This window comes from Coleofasciculus sp. FACHB-542 (genome assembly GCF_014695825.1).
Classification (GTDB): Bacteria; Cyanobacteriota; Cyanobacteriia; order Cyanobacteriales; family FACHB-T130; genus FACHB-T130.
In genome coordinates this window covers 132,725-149,493 of the sequence record NZ_JACJPB010000052.1, presented here as the reverse complement: position 1 = coordinate 149,493, position 16,769 = coordinate 132,725, and the positions used below count along the sequence as shown (strand labels likewise).

The window sequence follows — 16,769 nt, the reverse complement described above, 5'->3', positions numbered from 1 at the left end:
CAGTTTGGTTTTAATGATTATTTGGAGGGTGGTGGAGGCGATGGGTTGTCAAATTCATCATCTTCTTCAAATTCATCAAACTCATCAAACGGCTTTGGCGGTGTTTGTGAAGGCGGTGTTTGTGAAAATAAAGCCTCTTCAATGTTGACGGGCGATCGCGTATCTGACATCGGTGGAGAAGGCTGGGAAGGCTCCACGGGAGTGTCTCCAAACAAAACCGCTATGGGATCTGAAATGCCGCTAGGATTGCTGATATCGGGCGTCGTTGACGGCTCCTCATCTTCTTCCCAGCCATCGTCATTCTCATTCCAGACCTCATCTTCAACAGGCGCAAACCTCGCTGAGAAGGGGTGTGTCGGTTCCTCCTCGACTTCCACTTCTTCCCACTCCTCCTCGGTTCCCCAGTTTACCGCCGAGCCAAATTCCGGCCTCCACCCTGTCTCAAACGGTGGTTCCTGGATGACGGCTTCTTCCCATTCCTGGGCACTCACGGCTGGCTCTACAGGGGTTTGGGGGGTTGCTGGGGGCAGGAAATCCGGGGGAAGCGCCGAGCCGAATTCCGGCGTCCACCCTGGCTGAAACGGTGGTTCCTGGATGACGGTTTCTTCCCCCTGGGCACTCACGGCTGGCTCTACAGAGGTTTCTGGGGTCGCTGGGGGCAGGAAATCCGGGGGAAGCGCCGAGCCGAATTCCGGCGTCCACCCTGGCTGAAACGGTGGTTCCTGGATGACGGCTTCTTCCCATTCCTGGGCACTCACGGCTGGCTCTACAGGGGTTTCTGGGGTCGCTGGGGGCAGGAAATCGGGTGTGACGGATGGAGTGGGTGCAATGGCAGGAACGGTGTCAATCTCTACGCGGGGGTCAAATGCGATCGCATCTGTTGGCGACCCCTCAACAAGCAAAACTTCAGGCTCAATTGTCACGATAGAAGCTGCGGTTTCGTCTGGCGGTAGGCGAGGATCAACTCTAGACTTGTCTGGAGGAATCGGGGCAGCTTTAGGATTCTGGTACCCGACTCTTACCAACATCCCAAATAACTTTTGCAAACTCTTGAGGTTGTCGTTGATAATCGCGCGGCTTTGCTGAACTTGCTCTAGATGGAATTGTCGCAGTTCGCTATAGGGGCCACTGTTGAGAAAGCGATCGCCAATCTCGTTGGTGATGTCGCCCTCAACGATATTAATCCGGGTCTGCATCCGCGAACCTGGTTGAGGCTGTTCTTCGCTTGTCCTGTCATCTATGTCGGTAGAGCTAACCCATGTGGTGATTTCTAACTCAATCGTCTCACTGAGTGCCGTAGAAAGTGCCTCAACAATTTTGCCAGCTTTGAGTTGTTGTTTGAATTTATCGCTTGCCGCCATAACCAAATTTCCAGCCAATTGTGAGTTGTCAATAGAAAGAGGACTGAGGTTTGAGGACTGAGGACTGAGGTTTGAGGACTGAGGACTGAGGTTTGAGGACTGAGGACTGAGGTTTGAGGACTGAGGACTGAGGTTTGAGGACTGAGGTTTAAAGTAACTAGGGTACAAGCCTTTTCAAAACGGAAATTAGAGGCGCAGTTTGTTTCAAGTTGATGTAGCCCCAAGGAATAAAGCGTCCTGATTTCAAGCCCCTATTTTTAAGTCTGGGGTATACTCAACACTCAAAACTCAGTCCTGAAGAGAAGCTTAACCTTTGACTTGCATTTATTTTGGCTCTCAAGTGTTCTGACTCTTAAGGATTATCTGAATCGATAGGAGGTAAAACTTGCTGTGGATTTGAACGCGATCGCGATCCTGGTATCTCAGACAGCGTGTTCGTTAAAACTGTAAACAGCTGTTGCAAGTTTGCCAGGTTTTCCTGAATAATTTCCCGACCTTCGTGAACTTGCTGGAGGTGAAATTCCCGCAGTTCGTTGTAGGGGCCGCTATTCAGAAATTCGCTGCCGACTTCATTTTCTATATCACCATCCACAATATTGATGCGGGTTCGCATACAGTGACCGGGTAAAGGTTGACCGGCTAAAGGTTGGTCTGTCCTCACCCCAGGCGAGGCATCTGAGTCAGTCGATGAAACCCAGGTGGTGATTTCTAACTCGATGGCTTCGCTGAGTGCCAAGGTGAGCGCCTCAAAAATTTTGCCAGCCTTGAGTTGTGCTTTAAACTCGTTACTTACTCCCATGAACAAAAGCCCTCCAAAAGCTTTGCCTTAGCCAATATTAGACACGCAGATCCTTTGCCTTAATCAAAAATCTAGGAACCTTAACAAATTCCGGAGCAATTCAAGAAAAAGGCACAAATCAATTATCAGTTGTTATTTGCTAGTAGCAATGGACAACAAACTTCTTTCATCCTTCATCTTTGCCAAAAATCGGTGACATCGTATCCCAGTTCACCGAACATCTGGCGAAGTAGTGGCAAGCTCAGACCAATGACATTTGTATGGCAACCTTCCAGTTTGTCTACAAATAGTCCCCCTCTGCCTTCCAGGGCAAAGCAGCCAGCACATTTGAGGGGTTCGCCAGTGGCGACGTAGGCTTCAATCTGGCGATCGCTAGCATCGGCAAAATAAACTTTTGTGATGCCGCAGCGTACTACGGTTTTGTCTTGCTGCTGGTCAATTAAAGCATGACCCGTATAGAGTTCGCCGATTTGGGAGCGCATTTTTTGCCAACGGGCGATCGCTTGTGCTGCATCTGCTGGTTTCCCATGAATCTCACCGTTAACCAGCAACACCGAATCGCATCCCAATATCAAAGCATCTGGAAATTGATTCGCAACCGTTTCCGCTTTCCGCAACGCCAGAGTTTGCACCAATTCGGATGCAACGCTAGTTGAGACTTGGGATTCATCAAAATCACTAGGGCAAACCACCGGCTCGATTCCGGCACTTTGCAACAGGCGACGGCGAGCTGGAGAAGCGGAGGCTAAGACTAAAGTGGGAAGGGTCATCGTTCTGTTGTCAGTGGCGAATTGCTAATTGTCAACAAGTTTTAAGTGTTGAGTTTTGAATTAAATAATTCTCTTTTTGCCTCAACTCTTATCACTCTCATCACTTTTATGAGCCATTAGCCATCAGCCAATCGCTATCAATAGACGGAAAATGAACTAACGACTTGCTGTAACAATGGCTTCAACTTTTCCCAGCGTTTTTCTGTGGTAGAAGCGTTGAAGGTGACAAGTTTACCGCGACTGACGGCGATAGAGGCAAGATTATGGCGGTGCTGATTGGGAAGTTTGACGGTGTATTCCAGTATGTAATAAGTCTTAGAGTTAGATTCCAGCTTTTCAGCGTTCACTAATTCTGCCTCGCGTCCCGATCCTGGGGGTGCGATCGCGCTTTTTGATAATTTGTATCCCACTTCTGTTGGTGTCCCCAACTCAGCGAGGCTTTTCTCTGCCCCAACCGGGTTAATGACGACTGACACATTTTCAGAAGGCTCAATGATATCGTGGAACACTACATCGGCTCCACCTTTCACCTCGACTGGAAGCCAGCCGTTGGGATATAGGAACTGATAACCGTCGGTGCTATCTACATAGCTTTTTAAGCCACTGGTAGCACTGGCGACAGTGCAACTTTGCAAGCTTACGCTTAATACCACCAGTAGTAGTGCGGCAATCCGTTTTAGCATTTACCTCTTTCCTTGCAATTTTGTCACTAAGCGCCATTTGTCTCATTTTCCCACTTCCGGGGAACTTCAGAGGAAACAGCACCGAGAGAGCAAATGACCCGTGCCATCTCAAATAGCCGCAATTCTTTATTGGATGCAGTCCGGAACCTCACCCCTAACCCCTCTCCGTTCACGGAGAGGGGAAATATTGAACCCCTCCCCGTGAACGGGGAGGGGCAGGGGTGGGGTTCCGAGTGTCTATCGCCCAAGATTTTTTGTCCGAATGCGTCGCCCCTACTCGTACCGGATTATTCAGGCAATTTCACCATCTCTCGCACGTTACCGCGCACGCCACCCACTCCCTGGCTAAACTGACGATCTTGCTGATGGACGATCGTTGGCATCCCATATTTCGGTGCCATGACAATCACCCCAAAACGGTCTACCTTCAGATGGGGAATGCATTGCAGGCGGTAGCGTTGTAAAAGCATTGCCAGCACGATTTTGATTTCCATCATGGCAAAGGCTGCACCGATGCACATCCGGGGGCCAGCGCTGAAGGGATTGTATTCAAAAATAGTGGGTTCAAATCCTTCCCAACGGTGCGGATTAAAAACCGCCGGTTCTGGATAGAGTTCGGGCATCTGGTGGGTCTGGTAAATACTGACAAATACCTCCGTTCCCGAAGGCAAGGCATAACCACCGAGTTCAGTCGGTTGCGCGGTGACGCGCCCATTCCAGGGGACTGGCGGCAATACACGCATACTCTCTTTGATAACTCGCTCTAATAACGGCAACTGTTGCAATTGCTCGACTGTCGGCGCTTCACCATGCAGCACGCTTTCGAGTTCGTCGAGGAGATCGGCAAAAATTTGCGGATGCTGCGAGAGGAGGAACAGCGTCCAGGTAAGTGCATTGGAACTGGTTTCGTGTCCGGCTAAAAAGAAGACCCCAGTATGTCCCAGCAATTCATCATCGCTCAGGGAGAGGCCAGTTTCGGCGTCACGAGCTTGGATCAGCATCGACAGCACATCCCCATCATCAGTGCCCTTTGCCCTTTTAGTTGCAATCAGCGATCGCATCTCGTCGTCAAGTTGGGCGATTAGACTCAGAAAGCGATGGTAGGGCAATCCTGGTAAGTCCACGGGGAATAGTTGCATCATTGGCGTTCCCAGCAAACCGAGAGCATCCTGAAAAAGTTTCCCGGTAATGCCACCCATCTCGCCAACATCAGCGCCAAACAGCGTTTTGGTCGCCACTCGCATTGTCAGCCGCCGCATAATCTGGTCAATGTCACTTTGCTCCCCAACCCGGATTTGATCGAGTACCGATTGGGTGATGGTAACGATATCGTTGCGGTAGGACTCGATGCGCTGTTTGTGAAAGGCGGGCATGAGGAGTTGACGAGCTTGCCGATGGCGATCGCTATTGATGCCAAAGAGTCCCACGGCAAAGTGCTTTAGGGGTTCTGTCCGCGCCGAGGCTTCCCGCCTGCGGTACAATTTTCCGGATAAGGGATGCTTATAATAAATCTCGTGCTGGGTGGTCACTTGGCGCACGAGTTCCGGGCCATAGACAAATACAGTACCGGGGCAATTGGGGAGCGGTGAATAAAGATTTGTGCCCCCACCATAAGTCAGGGAGACCACTGAGCCATAGGTTTGGAAGAGGTCGCGGGTATAGCCGATTGAGTCGGACGCGAAGCGATAAATATGGGTAGCACGTCCGAGAATGGGGACGGGACGGGGGCCGGGAACGGTCAAATTAGGCTTTAGGGTGGTCGAAGTCATCGTAGTCTCCTTCGGTGATGACATCCAATAAAGCAAATGCGCGAACAGTCTGTAACTGTATGCGCTTAACCTTAACTCCCTCTTGAGGTTACTCGCTCCGTTGGGTCAACTATCTTCATCAACCAGAAGTTATTGCGATCGCGTTTTTGGTCGGGTGCCAGATAACTACGGCATAGGCGGTTTTATCGAGCTAACCGGAGTCAGGATACATGGGCTTGTATCTCATCTAAGTGGCACTTATCTTGTTCAATGCCCGACAGGAGAGGACAAGCATGGGAACTGACAAAGATTCCAAAAAAGCAGGGCGGCGATATACCTCATTTGAACTTCAGGGCGTTTCCGTACATCTGAAAGAACCCTTCTGGATAACGGTTCTAGGCGTTTTTATGGTTATCCGGGGTGGAATGTTTTTGCTGAATCCTCAACTGGCAACCTTAGAATGCGAACGTCGCCAATCGTTAGGTATGTGTAAACTCGTGGTGTCGAGTTTGCGAGGGGAAACCGTGACTCCCTTCCCACTCGATCGATTAGAGAAAGCAAACGTTCAGAAACATGGAAAATCAACTCAGCTTGTCTTGCAAACATCTGACGGGAAACTCTACTTTCCAATGAATAACGGTTTTAGTTTTACAGAGAACAAAACCTCTCAGATCAATGCATTTGTCCAAGATTCAAAAGCTAAGTCTCTAAAAGTTGAGCAGGATAATCGTTGGTACGTCTATCCGCTCGGAGCTACTTTGATAATGTTAGGAAGTTTATCTCTCTGGTTTACCTTAAAGAATTTTCTAAATCAGTCTAAACATCGCTCTAATTTTTAATCCTATTTGCAAGCGCGAACTGACAAGTCAGCGCCTTCGCTATCGCGTGTTTGGTCGGGTGCGAGTAACTACGCCATAGGCGGTTTTCTACAGCTAAGTAACAGTTGAATAAATCGTTATGCCACTCGCTTGGGAGCTGTCGGTGAAGCAATTTTGCAGAGGCGATCTCTACCTGATTTGGAGCGATCGAGTTGGGGCAAAAAGAATTAGATTTTCCCCTACCTTGGACAGACGATTGTTTCTGTTTTCCCCCGATTGGTAAATCGAACCTGTGAAACCGAAGTAACGATATGGAAGTTAAAGTTAGCGACACCTGCACCTTTGTCTCCGATTACTTCTAAAGTCAATTCCCCCTGATGACCGGAACTCCCTGGATCGGAAATCATATAGTTTCTGCCTTGGGTCGGTGCCACAACTTTCACGCTGCCTACTCGTTCTAGAATTGGCTGACAGGTTTTGATTGAGTTCACCACTTCCTTGTAATCCCCAAATTGTATGTACGCCCATTGCTGCCGAACTTCAGCAGGAGCCTTGACACTGGGGAAACTGCCGTTGTGAAGCCAGATTAAGGTTAAAGCGATCGCGCACGGAATTAAGGCTCTAAACACTAAAACTCTTAGCGTGGAATTAGATTTACTTCGTTCATATCTACAAGCAATCCGAATTCCTAAAAAAGATAGCAAAAGTGAAATAGGCAAAATAATATATGGAGAATAAAGCAGGTACGGGATTGGGGTTAGGAAATTCAGGAAAAAGGGTAAACTGCCAACCAGCAAACCGATGATGCAACCCAACACTAAAAACGATGGCTCAATTGCCGATTTTCGGGTTGAAATCTGTTGAAACGCCAGAGCCGTCGTATAGACACCCAGAAGATATAGCCCAAGAGCGATAGTTGCCCCTAACCTAAACCACCCAGGAATGGTCATTGCCCGATAGTTGAAAAAATAAGAGTTCAGAGACGTGAAGATGCCGAGCCATGCATAGGAAAGCCCCACCAACACAGCCAGTAGCGAAACTATATTTTTTCTCACCAGACGATCGCTCCCAAAAGCATATAGCTCCTCTGAATACATCTGTATCTTGATGTTTTACAGAATTTAACGCTCTATATCCCTCTGATGGGATCGACGTTCCAATTAATAACGGTTTTATCCTTTTCTAGAGTTAACAGGCTGATAAAACCCAGCGATTAAATCAGTCTGAATCTTCCCAAAGATTCAGGCAGGAAACCGTTAAAAATCCTAGCGTGAAGGGATAGCTCTCACGGATGACTAGCGAGCCGGGGACGCTGCGCGATCGCTATGAGGCAATACAAAAGCTTTCCTGCTTATTGGACACGGCGACAACTACTCCGGCTTGGGGTAGCAGGCACGATCTTACCGTTCGCGGTCTCTCAACTCTCTAGTTGTTTGCAACAGAATTTATTGACAATGGAAAGTTCAAAGCAAGCTGATTCTTCCGCTACAGACGGACGATTATTATCCCGTCCAACTCGCCCCACCGCAACCGCAACTCCCGGATTGCATCCCCTAGGCCTGGACGGACAGCGGGATGGTTTCATCTATGTACCCAAAAGCTATCGGGCAGACCGCCCCGCGCCACTGGTGTTGATGTTGCATGGGGCAGGAGGCGATTCAGAAGGGGCGCTGAATATCGTCCGCCATCTGGCAGATCCCTTCCAGACAATTTTGTTGGCAGTAGACTCGCGCCGACAAACTTGGGACGTGATTCGGAGTGGGTACGGTGCCGATATTACTTTTATTGACCGGGCGCTGGCACAAACCTTCAGCCGTTACGCGATCGCTCCAAATCAGGTAGCGATCGCGGGTTTCTCTGATGGGGCTTCCTACGCCCTTTCAGTGGGCATTACCAATGGCGACTTGTTTAGCCACATCATTGCCTTCTCACCGGGATTCATGGCTCCTGCGGCACAGGAAGGGAAGCCGCAGGTATTTATTTCTCACGGGAAGGGGGACACGGTGTTGCCGATTGAGCGATGCAGCCGCCGGATTGTGCCGCAGTTACAACGGGCAAGCTATGACGTGCAGTATCACGAGTTCAACGGACCCCACACGGTTCCGAGTGCGATCGCTCAAGCTTCAATGGAGTGGTTTACCCAAACAGCACCGAAGGAGAATTGAGCATCCCTGCTTCTTGAATCGCGGCAAAGGCAGTTTCCCCTAAAATGCGATGAGTCGCTGTTGTTGGATGAATGCCATCCCAGAACAAAAACTGGTCTGGACTACCGCTGGTGCCAGCGCCAGCCAAACACGCATTGAGGACATTGGTAAAGCCAAACGCTGCCGGATTCGCGATCGCTTCTCGATACAGCCGATTGGCATCTAGAGTCGCAATCTGAAAGTTGGAATGCTGCTGAGCTACCTTGAGCGATCGCCTCAAACCCTGATTATGGGCTTGGGTTAATGCACTCAGTCTGGCAGCATTTGCACTGGTTCGGGTAGTCGGCAGATGTCCCAAATCGGGCAAGTTTACCACTAAGAGCTTTTTAGCACCCTTATCAGCCAGAGAAGCGATCGCTTTAGTGATATTTTCAACAGGAATTGTGGCTAGCTCGACTCCCTGTAAATAATCATTTCCCCCCGCCCATAACACATACAGCGCTTCTGAATTCAGCGGTTGATGTGTTTGGATAAACGATTGCACCTGAGCTAGCAAACCAGGGACAAAACTGTTGCGATCGTTTCCTGAAGTTGCTCCTCCGTAAGCAAAATTTTTGGTTTGATTAGAGGCGAGATCCAGGCGCAGAGCCAGATACTCAACCCAAACCCGACCATTTGAGTAACGCCCCTGAAAGTAAGGTGGGTTGGGTGGATACATTCCTCCTGTCGCTCGGAACACCGTCCCCGCATCCGAGAGACTGTCGCCAAACACATAGAGTTCTGTAATCGGATGAGTGTTCTGAATAGATGTTGTGAGTACAGCCATGACAAAAATCAGGTCTCAAGTCCTGCTGATAAAATTCCGTTCTTTCTTGGTTCTTTCTTGAAAGATCCGAAGAGTGCTATTTTTACCTGATTAAAACCAACTTCAACAATTATTGGTGGTTCTAATTTTCAGTAAAGATGTTGGCGATTTGTCGCTTCTCTAGGCTAACAAGCTGACTTCAGCAGCGGAGGACGCAACCGAATACTTTCTAGTGTGGATTTTGCCAATAGCCTAAAATGCGATCGCTGTTTAACGCAAGGGAATTTGCCTAGCTTGTATACCAAAAAACAATCGTCAATCCTCTAGGAGTTAGATGTAATTTCTGAGAGGAAGTGAAACAATTAAAGCAGCCTAATCCCGAAGATAGGTCTGTTTCCGCTTCCGTTTATTTTCTGGGAGTCAAATTCTTCTCCCCATCGTCAATAACGAACCGCACTCAAGAATTCGTTTTCGTTGCGAGTGATGTACGCGCTGAGGTTGTTACAGAGGTATTGCCATGACTTCAAACCAAACTACATCCCAGGCGAGTAGCCAAGGAAATTCTTCCGTCCATCAGCGCGATCGCCGCCCTCTGATTGTGGCTGGTATTGTGTTAGGAATGGGTCAGGCTGGATTTTTTGATGGGATTGTCATTCATCAATTATTACAATGGCATCATATGTTTTCGAGTGTTAAAACTGATGCTACTGTTGCCGGTTTGGAACTAAATACTCTTGGCGATGGGTTGTTTCATCTGTTTGATTGGCTATTAACATTAATTGGGCTTTTTCTGTTTTGGCGAGCCGCAAAACAAAGTCATTCTTTGTCAGCACCAACCTTTATTGGTTCACTATTACTAGGATTTGGAGCGTTCAATCTTATTGAAGGAGTTATCGATCATCAAATTTTAGGCATTCATCATGTCAGACCGGGTTCGTATACGTTAGCTTATGATATTGGCTTTTTAGTGATTAGTTCCTTAATCGCTAGTGCTGGTTGGATAGTATTGCAATCAGCAAAATCGAATAAAAATGAAGCTGAAACGTAGAAGTTTGAGCGAGTCAGTATTGAGAACAGTCATTATTGCTACTAGGCAGACCTTATATATGAAGCAGTCCTACTGATTCGTGAACGTCAGAACCCCGACTTCTCTAAGAAGTCGGGGTTCTGAATACATAGAGTATAACTATTGACAAAGATTCAACAGTTAATACCCGGTATTTAAATCAGCTCTCCAGTAACCTCTAACTGAGTATGTGTAATCCTTTATGTTGTAAACTCTGCTCGATCTGTTGCATTTCTTCGGTCGTTTCTCCAGCAACAATTCCGTAAATTTCGGTGTAAATTTTCCCGTATTTAACCTTCTCCAAAGCTGACAATATCGTAAAATCTTTACGCTCCAATTCTGGTTTCAACGTGGCAAGAATGGACTCTAATGTCCCATCCATCCGATAATCGCTAGAATACTTAGCGACTTCTTTTCCCAGTCCCAGCAAAGTATGACGCTGTAAGCAGAGTGGAGTCGATCCATTCACTCGAAAATTGGCATCGATTGCATAGAGTTGTCCGTCTTTATCTTCCAATACATCAAAGCCAATCACGCCGAAATACCCCTGTTGATGAGCATACTTACCAACCGCAGCAATCATCTCAAAGAACTTGCTCATGTCGGTTTCTCGGTAGTGAATGAGTCCTCCTAAATAATTGCCTTCTGGAGTGACAAGTTGGGTTGTAGTGCCAATCAGCGTAATCTCTCCTGTCTTGCTGACATAGAACTGCACGCAGTAGTTCTGCACTTCATTCTTGACAAATTCCGAAACAATAATCGTATCCACAAACTTAATCTCTAGGTATTTCCTTAATTCATGCAAGCAGTAGTTTAACTCGCTGGCGCTTTTGATAATATAAGTACCTTCGCCTGAGAGTCCGTGGGAGGTTTTGATCAAGTATGGGAATTGTGGTAGCTGAATGTCTTCCAGGCTAATTTGGTGCAGATTGTAGGTTTTATATTTTGGACATTGTATCCCCAGATCGGCTAGCGCTACTTTGCTAAGCAAGCGGTAGTGAGTATCCGGATGAACAGCGTGTTTTTCTGGTTTGAGATGATCGAAGGGAAATAGAGTGATGAGTTTGTCAAAGCGATCGCTTTGAGATTCTTCCGGAGTATCTATCTGGCTGAGTTCATCCAGATAAGTTGAGCAGTCTATCCTCTCTATGTTTTTGTAGCTGAAACCAAAATGTTCCCGCCAATAGTTAATCAGCGCGTCTTCTGGCGAACTGATGATAACTCCTGGAAGGAGATCGCCTAACACCGCTAGATTTTTCCAAGGTTCCTTCTGGCAAATTTTATCGAAGGAAGTTTTGGTGGCTTCACTACTACCGTCTTGAATATAGTATTTTTTATTGTTAGGGTAAGCAGCCCAAGTCGCAGTCGCCGGGTAATTTAGGATAAATGCATACCGCCCATCTGTGATGTCTTGAGCAAACAGATCGGAAAGAGAATTCCCCTGAAAGTATTGAAAGTCGTATGTTGAGTTCATAAAAAATTACCCCTATGAAGCAAAAGCAGGCTGCACAGCAAACAATCAGTATTCTCTCAACAAACCAATTTTTCTATCATCTTCCTAGGGAGTATTCACTTCAGGAGAAATGGGAAGATAAGCAAAGCTGATAAAATGCCCACACAACTTTTAGTTAGAGAATGAATTGTTATCATTCAGCAATTTGAGCTTTTCTAGCTACTTGCATCACCGCCTCAATCTGAGCTGAACTGAATACGAGATACCCGACTTCTCCAAGAAGCCGGGTATCTGAACTGCTACCATCTCACAAAGGTTGGGGTGGGGTTCCATCCCGTCTTAAATGGGTAGCCAACTCGATTATGCGGCTGGTGAGTGAGGCGTCTGCATCTGTTCTGTATGTGGCTCAAAGGATGCTACTTTTGAGTTGTTTTCTTCTTCTTTCTTGATAAACGCCACTGGTTTGTCCATTTCTGCGGTCATATAAGCTACCGCCATGTCAGACGAGTTGTACGACCACCCAATACGTCCCTGACGGTCTATCAGGATGCAGCCAGCCTCTCCTTCAACCTTAGAGACAAGAGTGTCAATCGCCTTCTGTGCTGCTTCCTCTGGATGGGTGTCTCCAGCCAAAAAATCAATCGCTGTCTTGGCAAGAACCACTGGGATAATTGACTCGCCATCACCCGTCGTTGAGCAACCGCCCAAGTGGTTATCAGCGTATAAGCCGCAACCAACCAGGGCTGTGTCGCCAACGCGACCCTGTGGCTGACCTGTAGTGCCCCCAGTGGAGGTTCCGGCAACTATGGTGCCGCTAGCATCTAGAGCTACACAACCGACAGTGTTAGGACGGTCGATAACTTCCTGCTCCTCTTCCCACTCCTGCTGCTGCTCCTTACTGATCAGGTCTTCTTTTGCACACATCTCCATCCCGTGTTCAACAGCGAAGCGTTCGCCGCTCCGCGCCACTAGGAGCCGGGCTTTTTCATCCATAATCTTGTGTGCCACCGAGATTGGATGACGCACTCCTTGAACTGCTGCTACCGCTCCCCAACCTAAGCGATCGCCCTCCATCATCGCCGCGTCTAGCTCTACCTCTCCTTCACTGTTGAGAGTTGCACCAAATCCGGCGTTAAACGTCTGGTCAGTTTCGAGAACACGGATGGCTGCCTCAACGGCTTCTCCAGCACTGCCTCCACTGCGAAGCACTGTCCAACCTGCTTCTACTGCTGCCAAGCAGCCTGCATGATTGGCTTCAACCTTGCCCTCTGTAATGGTTTTTGCTCCACCATGAACAATTATGCTTATTGTCATACGTGCCTATTTCTAAATTCTGGTTAGATGTATGTAAATGCGAGCGCGCAAACGGCTTTGTGAAACAATCGCACTCATCCCTGCGTTAGCCTAAGTAAGCCTAAGCACCTAGCAGCGTAAAGAAAGACTGCTTAGGGAGCTTGCTCAGCTAAAGCCGGGTTTGGCTATTGACCCGATTGCGATCGCTGTGTCTAGTGGTTGGAATTCCCTACAGGTAATATTCCCCGTCGTTTGTTCCCTGTTTTACATTTAAGGGCAGCCTTTAACTTACAGCTTCATCCCTATAGAATGTCTTACTTGCACTTAAGGCTGAATTCTGTATGAACTAATTTTGTAACTTTAAATACAAAAACTCTTAAAATTGCTGGTTGTTGCATCGGTGTTGCTCCCCGTTCATCCGTTTATCGCTGGGAATGAAATAGCGCTGGTTTGTATGGGGTAGTACATCTTTCAGATTTCAGGGTGAAAACTCTCTGGTTGGAAACACTCTCCTCTATCAAGCCTTCCCTGTAACGCCACGCTTCAAAGATTTCGTTCCTGCCATCATCAAGAGTTTTTGAGTCAATTTTATAAACTTTTAATGGATTTTTATATCCATTTTCTTTTCTTTTAAATGACCTTAGCTTTAAGCCGAGTAAATTCAAAACCTTGCTAAGCACTTTTATGCAACTTAGGCGCTCTTTTTCGGTTTCCATCGGAATGCTGATTCCGATAGCACGTTTAATGTGTTTGCTACACCGGAGTGCAGTCGCTTTGAGTTCAACTAAGTCTAAATCAGTTTCTTTAAATTCACGCTCCGAATGGATAAATTGCAGCACTCCTAATGCTCTAAGTGCCTCTATTTTCAAAGTGTAAGTGTTCAAATCTGGCAGGAAAACTTTACCCTCGCCTCTTTCCAACTGCTGATGCCATTCTTGTTGATCTTGTAGTTGAAAATACTCGCTTTCGTGAGTCAAATAGTAGTGAACCAACAACTGTGAATAATATCCCCGATCGTCCCGTAACTTTAATTGAGGAGTCACTTCTACCCCATAGCGCTGTTTCAAGATGTATTTCTGCACTTGATTTCGCTCCTCATCTGTCAAAGAACGCTTGGTTAACAGACGCTCATATTCTCTGCGCTCAATGTCTGGAGAATTCGCAACTGCACTCGCTGCTTGTAATTCAATTTGATTCCGAATTTTGACAATTTGATGCTTGATAGATTTAGTCTTTTTGCGGCGCACTTCAAATTCTTGTTGAATTTTAACAATTTCTCGAACCAGCTTCTTAGAAGTTTCCCAATCGCGAGGAGCTGCTGCTAAAAGCGCCATCCGTAGCTCTCTGAGACGCTCGTGAGGGGGAGCATCGCTCATGACATTTACCTGATGTCCTTCAGCGATTAATCCTTCTAACATCGATTGACGGTACAGAGTAATCGAAGCATTTACTCTGGCTGCAAATTTTGCCCAACTTCTGAGGTGAATTAAGTCATAAACTAAAGGCAAATCAACATCAACTGGATGAAGCGGACTCATCAAAGCTAGGTTTTCTTTCTGATTTTCCTGGTACCAGTGAGACAGTACCCGATAATTCTTACTACCACTGCCAATCATGCCAATGCCTCGTTTGGCACACCAAACAATTCGCGGCACGCTCTGACGAACTCTGGCTAATGCTTGTCGTGCTTCCGAGTCGGGAATTACCCCTTGAAAAATACCATAAACCCGGTCAAAATGTTCTACATCAATGCTGACTCCCGTACCTAGGCTAGGAGTCACAAAAACTGCATCATAATCTAAGGCTTTTTGATTGATATCTTCAACAAAATTGACCGCCTCATGACCGGGAGTGTTGGTTGTTTGGGAACTAACTACTAATGTCTTGGGGTATTGTCGAAGGAACTGTTCTAGACGTTGTTTGATGTAGCGATCGATGGTTTCTGAACTGTAACGACCAGAACGACTATCGGTTGTAACATAACACTTTCGTCCGGCTATCAGATCGAGTTCCAACTGTTGAATTAGCAGAGTAGGGTTTGGGGTGTTGTGGAAGGTGACATCCCAGCCATCAGGCTTCCACTCATTCAATACAACCCACGGCTCAATTTTAATGCCTGCGAGTCCTTTCAGGTAGTCTAGGGAAAGGTCTGATAAGTCAGCATCTTGGGCAATAACCAAACCGCCAGTTTGCAGGACAGTGGAAATTAGCTGCTGGAAGACTCTTAATATCTTGATTCGCTTGTCTTTACAAGTGTCGCTGTTGAGGAGATGCCATAAGGATTGCTCAACTTCATCCAGAATCACGATCGCGCCTTGCCAATGTTCTGGGTTTAGCTTCCAAATGGAATCAATACAGAGTCCTAACGATGGGGCAATGGGCAATAAGTTATGCGAGTTTTTTTCCCGCTTTTCGAGTGTGCGGTGATTAATCCAGTTCACTCCAATTTTTTCGCACAAGAACTGCCCTAGTTGGATTCTATGGGTGAGTAGCAGGACGCGATCGCCTCTATTTTTCGCTTGTTGAATCAGAGATACCAGCGCAGTGGTTTTCCCGGTTCCTTTCGCAGACTTGATTCCGACTAATCCAGAGGTGGGAAAAGGCAATTTTTCCAGGTAGCGCCGGTTGAGGGTGAGTGCGGGGGAATAGGTTAACTCGGTGTGGGGTTTGCTTTTGGCCAGGTCAGTTTCTAAGTTGAGGCTGGCTTCATAGACGGCCTGGAAGGCGGCAGCGCCTTGGGCGACTATAAAATCATCAACGCCTTTTTGTAATCCGGGAAGCCGGATAATTTTGACCGGGCACTTTTGTTCCTCTAACAGTTCGCCCAGTTGAGTTTGCGCTTGATTGACTGCTTTGATGGTCTTGGGTTGAGTTTCGTAGTCAAAGCAGATAAAAAAAGTGCGTTTGAGTCGCGTGAACGCCAGAAGGTCTGGAATTAATTGTCGGCTAAGAACATTGCCTTGAAAGTCTTTGGTGACGCGGTAGCCGCTAGTAATGCCCGGTAAAGCGATCGCAGCATATCCTTGGGTTAACAAAGCCGCTGCTTTTTTGGCTCCCTCGCAAAGGATCGTCGGGATTTTCATCTCTAGCACCCACTGCCAAAATCCCAGCGCTTCTCCGTTTTGAGCGATCGCAATCTTCTCTGGCATTGGGACACCGTAGCGGGATGCCGTCTGCTGCCAGATATGAAGCGGCACTCTCAGACAAAAAATCCGTGTCGGCGTGCAGGGCGGATGCTCGTACTTGATGAGTTTACCCTTTTTATCTGGTCTGGGATGGTTCGGCTTATAACACCCCCACTCCATCAACCGCCAATCGTTAAGGGGATCGAGTCCCGAACACCACCAGCCTCCTTTCGCCCCATGAGCATAGCGATGCAGCCACCAACTGCTCACCATCCCAGTATTCGTCCGGGGAATGCGATTGGAGATCAACAAATACTCATAAAAGGCATCTCCTTCCAATGAGATGAAGTTGAGTAAAGCCAGATCGCGGTCAATACCGCTGTCTAAGGCTAATTCCTGAAAGTGTTTGGGGTTTAGGCTGGGTGGATGCATTTGGAGGAGTATAAAACTCTTGAGACATCAACGGATCTAAAACCGTACCACGAACCAGCCGATTAAACAGCTAAAGCGTGGAGGCATAATTCACAGACACAGCTCCTGAAACCCTTGTAAAATCGTAGTTTTTTCCGGTACCGTTCCCCAACAGAGCGCACCAGGGCGAGAAATTTCGGAACCTCACCCCCAGCCCCTTGACCTTGACGGAGAGGGGATCTTGAATTCCTCCTCGTTTACGGGGAGGGGCAGGGGTGGGGTTCAACCGTACT

Annotated in this window: 15 protein-coding genes; 4 read left to right on the top strand and 11 right to left on the bottom strand. The window is 47.4% G+C overall.

Annotated features, from left to right (window positions below):
* Positions 1 to 17: 17 nt before the first annotated feature.
* The 6 genes from H6F52_RS21815 to H6F52_RS21795 form a co-directional block, all read right to left on the bottom strand.
* A complete protein-coding gene (locus H6F52_RS21815) occupies positions 18 to 1,529 on the bottom strand; it encodes a hypothetical protein (RefSeq protein ID WP_190536736.1) in 1,512 nt (503 codons plus the stop codon).
* A gap of 184 nt (positions 1,530 to 1,713) precedes the next feature.
* Complete coding sequence (locus H6F52_RS21810; RefSeq protein WP_190536735.1) at positions 1,714 to 2,160, bottom strand: hypothetical protein; 447 nt, start codon at positions 2,158 to 2,160, stop codon at positions 1,714 to 1,716.
* A 173-nt stretch (positions 2,161 to 2,333) separates the two neighbouring features.
* Positions 2,334 to 2,930, bottom strand: a complete 597-nt coding sequence (locus H6F52_RS21805; RefSeq protein WP_190536734.1) for a nucleoside triphosphate pyrophosphatase — start codon at positions 2,928 to 2,930, stop codon at positions 2,334 to 2,336.
* A gap of 137 nt (positions 2,931 to 3,067) precedes the next feature.
* A complete protein-coding gene (gene psbP / locus H6F52_RS21800; protein ID WP_190536733.1) occupies positions 3,068 to 3,613 on the bottom strand; it encodes a photosystem II reaction center PsbP in 546 nt (181 codons plus the stop codon).
* 26 nt (positions 3,614 to 3,639) lie between these two features.
* Positions 3,640 to 3,765 (bottom strand): hypothetical protein, encoded by a 126-nt coding sequence (locus H6F52_RS26250; RefSeq protein WP_277881992.1) that lies wholly within the window; start codon positions 3,763 to 3,765, stop codon positions 3,640 to 3,642.
* Positions 3,766 to 3,900: 135 nt separating this feature from the next.
* Positions 3,901 to 5,382 carry a cytochrome P450 gene (locus H6F52_RS21795; protein ID WP_190536732.1) on the bottom strand — a complete coding sequence of 494 codons (1,482 nt, stop codon included), beginning with the start codon at positions 5,380 to 5,382 and terminating at the stop codon, positions 3,901 to 3,903.
* Between the two features lie 272 nt (positions 5,383 to 5,654).
* On the opposite strand from H6F52_RS21795, the gene H6F52_RS21790 reads away from it, so the two are divergent.
* Positions 5,655 to 6,200: a hypothetical protein gene (locus H6F52_RS21790; protein WP_190536731.1), complete on the top strand. Its 546-nt coding sequence runs from the start codon at positions 5,655 to 5,657 to the stop codon at positions 6,198 to 6,200.
* A 218-nt stretch (positions 6,201 to 6,418) separates the two neighbouring features.
* Here H6F52_RS21790 and H6F52_RS21785 read toward each other — a convergent pair whose 3' ends face one another.
* Positions 6,419 to 7,276 (bottom strand): hypothetical protein, encoded by an 858-nt coding sequence (locus H6F52_RS21785; RefSeq protein WP_190536730.1) that lies wholly within the window; start codon positions 7,274 to 7,276, stop codon positions 6,419 to 6,421.
* Positions 7,277 to 7,470: 194 nt separating this feature from the next.
* Between H6F52_RS21785 and H6F52_RS25900 the strand changes: the two genes are divergently transcribed.
* Positions 7,471 to 7,608, top strand: coding sequence for a hypothetical protein (locus H6F52_RS25900; protein ID WP_190433945.1), 138 nt, complete (start codon positions 7,471 to 7,473; stop codon positions 7,606 to 7,608).
* A gap of 25 nt (positions 7,609 to 7,633) precedes the next feature.
* Entirely contained in the window at positions 7,634 to 8,344 is a 711-nt protein-coding gene (locus H6F52_RS21775) for an alpha/beta hydrolase-fold protein (protein WP_190536729.1), read from the top strand.
* Here H6F52_RS21775 and H6F52_RS21770 read toward each other — a convergent pair.
* Complete coding sequence (locus tag H6F52_RS21770; protein WP_190536728.1) at positions 8,316 to 9,149, bottom strand: SGNH/GDSL hydrolase family protein; 834 nt, start codon at positions 9,147 to 9,149, stop codon at positions 8,316 to 8,318. The genes H6F52_RS21775 and H6F52_RS21770 overlap by 29 nt on opposite strands.
* A gap of 496 nt (positions 9,150 to 9,645) precedes the next feature.
* Here H6F52_RS21770 and H6F52_RS21765 point away from each other — a divergent pair, with 496 nt between their 5' ends.
* Positions 9,646 to 10,176 carry a DUF2243 domain-containing protein gene (locus H6F52_RS21765; RefSeq protein WP_190536727.1) on the top strand — a complete coding sequence of 177 codons (531 nt, stop codon included), beginning with the start codon at positions 9,646 to 9,648 and terminating at the stop codon, positions 10,174 to 10,176.
* Between the two features lie 196 nt (positions 10,177 to 10,372).
* On the opposite strand, the gene H6F52_RS21760 is transcribed toward H6F52_RS21765, so the two are convergent.
* From H6F52_RS21760 to H6F52_RS21750, 3 genes are all read right to left on the bottom strand, one after another.
* Positions 10,373 to 11,668 carry an ATP-grasp domain-containing protein gene (locus H6F52_RS21760; RefSeq protein WP_190525104.1) on the bottom strand — a complete coding sequence of 432 codons (1,296 nt, stop codon included), beginning with the start codon at positions 11,666 to 11,668 and terminating at the stop codon, positions 10,373 to 10,375.
* Between the two features lie 339 nt (positions 11,669 to 12,007).
* Entirely contained in the window at positions 12,008 to 12,961 is a 954-nt protein-coding gene (locus tag H6F52_RS21755) for an isoaspartyl peptidase/L-asparaginase family protein (protein WP_190536726.1), read from the bottom strand.
* Positions 12,962 to 13,362: 401 nt separating this feature from the next.
* On the bottom strand, positions 13,363 to 16,497 hold the full coding sequence (locus tag H6F52_RS21750; RefSeq protein WP_190536725.1) for a plasmid replication protein, CyRepA1 family: 3,135 nt from the start codon (positions 16,495 to 16,497) through the stop codon (positions 13,363 to 13,365).
* Positions 16,498 to 16,769: the final 272 nt, after the last annotated feature.

Coding starts and splice junctions, on each gene's coding strand:
- H6F52_RS21810 (WP_190536735.1), bottom strand. CDS start 2,160: ATGGGAGTAAGTAACGAGTTTAAAGCACAACTCAAGGCTGGCAAAATT.
- H6F52_RS21805 (WP_190536734.1), bottom strand. CDS start 2,930: ATGACCCTTCCCACTTTAGTCTTAGCCTCCGCTTCTCCAGCTCGCCGT.
- psbP (WP_190536733.1), bottom strand. CDS start 3,613: ATGCTAAAACGGATTGCCGCACTACTACTGGTGGTATTAAGCGTAAGC.
- H6F52_RS21795 (WP_190536732.1), bottom strand. CDS start 5,382: ATGACTTCGACCACCCTAAAGCCTAATTTGACCGTTCCCGGCCCCCGT.
- H6F52_RS21790 (WP_190536731.1), top strand. CDS start 5,655: ATGGGAACTGACAAAGATTCCAAAAAAGCAGGGCGGCGATATACCTCA.
- H6F52_RS21785 (WP_190536730.1), bottom strand. CDS start 7,276: ATGTATTCAGAGGAGCTATATGCTTTTGGGAGCGATCGTCTGGTGAGA.
- H6F52_RS25900 (WP_190433945.1), top strand. CDS start 7,471: ATGACTAGCGAGCCGGGGACGCTGCGCGATCGCTATGAGGCAATACAA.
- H6F52_RS21775 (WP_190536729.1), top strand. CDS start 7,634: ATGGAAAGTTCAAAGCAAGCTGATTCTTCCGCTACAGACGGACGATTA.
- H6F52_RS21770 (WP_190536728.1), bottom strand. CDS start 9,149: ATGGCTGTACTCACAACATCTATTCAGAACACTCATCCGATTACAGAA.
- H6F52_RS21765 (WP_190536727.1), top strand. CDS start 9,646: ATGACTTCAAACCAAACTACATCCCAGGCGAGTAGCCAAGGAAATTCT.
- H6F52_RS21760 (WP_190525104.1), bottom strand. CDS start 11,668: ATGAACTCAACATACGACTTTCAATACTTTCAGGGGAATTCTCTTTCC.
- H6F52_RS21755 (WP_190536726.1), bottom strand. CDS start 12,961: ATGACAATAAGCATAATTGTTCATGGTGGAGCAAAAACCATTACAGAG.
- H6F52_RS21750 (WP_190536725.1), bottom strand. CDS start 16,497: ATGCATCCACCCAGCCTAAACCCCAAACACTTTCAGGAATTAGCCTTA.